Consider the following 2,897-nt stretch of genomic DNA (forward strand, 5'->3'; position numbering starts at 1 on the left):
GGCCCCGCCACGCGACAAAGCCGGACGCGCCTCGACGCGCCCGGCCATCCAGCCGAACAGCTTCATGTGATATACTCCAGAAACAACAAAGCCCCGCCGAAGCGGGGCTTTGTTGGTTTAGCTCAAGGAGGGCTCAGTCTTCCGGCTGACCCTCGTCTTCGTCTTGGTCCCGCTTCTCGGCTCTGGCGTCGATCGCCCGGCCTGAGATGAAGATACCAACGATGCTTGCCAGCGTACCCATTGCGACGAACCCGGCCATCCTCGTATCGCCGCTGTACGCCAGATATCCAGCGAACAGCAGCACGATCGCGGTTGCCAGAAGCGCGTAATGCTGCCCGCGAGACTTCAGGCTGTAGTCGCGTTCCATGATGAGCCGGCATCATCATGCCGGCTTCCTCATACGAGACAGGTTAGTTACGCGCCCTGTGACGGTGTCAACGCCAGGTCTCTCGCTGCATATTGTTGGACGCAAGTTAAATAAGGTCTCAACCGCACGATGCAAATGTGAGGCTCCTCACAACCCCCGCACCCCGGCTTTCCCCCGCCGCTTGCCCAGCAACAGCTCCGTCACCGCCCACACCAGCGCGTCCGCCCGATCCGGCGACCGCCCCGGCCCGGCATAGACGCCGCCCGTCACCATCCCGCACAGCTCGTCCTCCAGCGCCGCCAGCCCACGGACGTGCCGCACCTTCCCGCGCTCATATTCGGCCGCCACCGGTTCCGCCCGCGCCAGCTTGCCGCGCGAGGCGTGGACCAGCCTGACCGGCAGCGCCGCCTCCGCGCCGCGCAACACGGTCTCGACCATGTCGCCACCCTGGTTCTTCTCCGCGATCACGCGATCGGCACCGACCCGCGCGGCGCACTCGGCCACCGCGCGCGCCCAGCCATCGGGCGACAGCCCCGCGACGCTCGCATCCTCCAGCACATACGCGACGCCGTCGGCATCCAGCCCGGCCGCGACGATCCCGCATGCATCCCCACCCGCACTCGCCGGCGGATCGACGCCCACCACGACGCGCACCAACGTCGGTACGTCGTCGGCAAGACACCCGTCGAGCATCGCCCGCGTCCACAGCGCGCCTTCGCGATCCTCGATCAGCTCGCCGTCCAGCTCCTGCCGACCGAGCCTCGTGCCGGCATATTGCTCCTCGATGTCCGCCACGAAGCTGTCGGGGAGGTGGACATTGGCGCGCGTGCTTCCGCCCGTCAGCGTGCGCTTCTTCATCGCCAGCACCTGCCGCATCAACGGTGCGGGCTTGGGCGTCGTGGTCACCACCACCTGCGGCGTCTCGCCCAGCCGCAGGCCCAGCAGCAGGTTGCTCCATGCCGCCTCGCCATAGCGCCACTTGGCCAGCTCGTCGCACCAGGCGGCGTCGTGCTGCGGGCCGCGCAGGCTCTCCGGCCGCTCGGCGGAATACACGAAAGCACGGGCCTGCGACGCGAAGACCAGTTCGTTGCGGTCGCGGCGCCAGTCCACCTCCTCCCCGCCGCGCCGGATCGCTAGGATACCGCTGTCGCCTTCCACCATCACGCGCCGCCCTTCCTCGATGGTGGCGGCGACCAGCGCGATGCGCGCGCCGGGATACTGCCGCGCGACCTCGCTCACCCACTCCGCGCCCGCGCGCGTCTTGCCCCAGCCACGACCGGCCTGCATGATCCACACGCGCCATGCGCCGGTCGGCATGTGCTGGCCGTCATGTGCCCAGAAGGGCCAATGCTCGTTCAGACCGCGCTGTTGCACGACGCTCAACCTACCCACCACTGTCATGCGCTTGTCCGGGGGCAGCGCCATCAGCCGCGCCCGCAGGTCGGCCGGATCGGGCTCTGCCCCACGTCGGCTTCCAGGGCTACTCATCGCTTGCGCTCCAGATGCTTCTCCATCGCCGTCAGCTTCTTCTCCAGCGCCCGCAGTACCTCTTGCGCATCGGGCTGCTTCAGCCGGACGGGAGCCCGCCGCCCCTGCGCATCCGCCTTGCGCTGACGCGTGATCAGCTTGAACGCCAGCACCGGATCGAACGGGCGTGCCTCGCCATCGCCGGCTCCGCCGTCCGCCCCTGCCTCCGCATTGCCGCGCGCCGTTCGCAGCAGCTCCGCCTCAAGGTGTTGGTAGCCCTGCTCGATCGCGTCGGCCCACCGTGCCGCGAACTCGGCGTCGCGAGCGCGGAACTTGTAGGTCGAGCTATGGTCGATCCCGGCGACCCGGCAGGCGTGCTGGACGTTGCTGGTGATCGCCAGCTCCGCCAGGAAAATGTCCCGCTTGCGCTTGGTCACGACGCGCGACGCGCCGTGGCCGCCGCGCGGCAGCTTGCTTGATTGCGCCATCGATGCCTCCCCTCAGAGCGAAGACGGGCCGGCACGGCTGAGCCCCCGCCCCGCCATGCCGGCCCGCCCCTCACCGCCGCGCCCGCCCCCGCGCGCAGCCGTTAGCGCCGAAGCGCGCGGAGCCCTTCCCTCTCCCGCAAGCGCGAGAGGGACAGCTTTGCGCAGCGAAGCACGGTGAGGGCACGTGCCTACCGATGGACACACCCCTCAGCGACATCACCGCAGTGCCGCCCTCGACTCGCAATTCTTCAGCGTTCCTGTTATGTGCCAGAACAGCGTCACGCTGTCAAGCGATTTGTGCCTATTTGGTTAGAATGCCTGTGTCAGCTGCGATTGTGTGGCAGCCATTGTCCCGTCCACCTTCCCCGACGGAAGTCAGGACCTGGTCCGCCGCGCGGGAACCACCTCCCGTTATTGGTCGATGAATGAGCGTCACCTCTACCCTCCGCCAACGAACGCTCACCTGCCTTGATGGCCTTCCCTTTCCTTTTCCCCGTCAATCGGCTACACGGTCCCTGCTGACGTCGCATGCGACGGATATTCGCGCGCGAAAGCGTGCCCTGTCCCTTTCTAGC

At 67.8% G+C, this 2,897-nt stretch carries 3 protein-coding genes; all 3 read right to left on the bottom strand.

All coding sequences use genetic code 11. From position 1 onward, the window contains the following. Positions 1-133: 133 nt before the first annotated feature. The 3 genes from JWN21_RS09500 to JWN21_RS09510 all read right to left on the bottom strand — a co-directional run bounded on the left by JWN21_RS09500 (position 134) and on the right by JWN21_RS09510 (position 2,322). Positions 134-367, bottom strand: a complete 234-nt coding sequence (locus tag JWN21_RS09500; protein WP_299648952.1) for a hypothetical protein — start codon at positions 365-367, stop codon at positions 134-136. 147 nt (positions 368-514) lie between these two features. Further along, positions 515-1,855 carry a terminase family protein gene (locus JWN21_RS09505; protein WP_299648955.1) on the bottom strand — a complete coding sequence of 447 codons (1,341 nt, stop codon included), beginning with the start codon at positions 1,853-1,855 and terminating at the stop codon, positions 515-517. Next, positions 1,852-2,322 carry a hypothetical protein gene (locus tag JWN21_RS09510; RefSeq protein ID WP_299648958.1) on the bottom strand — a complete coding sequence of 157 codons (471 nt, stop codon included), beginning with the start codon at positions 2,320-2,322 and terminating at the stop codon, positions 1,852-1,854. The genes JWN21_RS09505 and JWN21_RS09510 overlap by 4 nt, the downstream gene beginning before the upstream one ends. Between the last annotated feature and the right edge of the window lie 575 nt (positions 2,323-2,897).

The organism is Sphingomonas bacterium (genome assembly GCF_028292945.1).
GTDB lineage: Bacteria > Pseudomonadota > Alphaproteobacteria > Sphingomonadales > Sphingomonadaceae > Sphingomonas.

Coding starts and splice junctions, on each gene's coding strand:
- JWN21_RS09510 (WP_299648958.1), bottom strand. CDS start 2,322: ATGGCGCAATCAAGCAAGCTGCCGCGCGGCGGCCACGGCGCGTCGCGC.
- JWN21_RS09505 (WP_299648955.1), bottom strand. CDS start 1,855: ATGAGTAGCCCTGGAAGCCGACGTGGGGCAGAGCCCGATCCGGCCGAC.
- JWN21_RS09500 (WP_299648952.1), bottom strand. CDS start 367: ATGGAACGCGACTACAGCCTGAAGTCTCGCGGGCAGCATTACGCGCTT.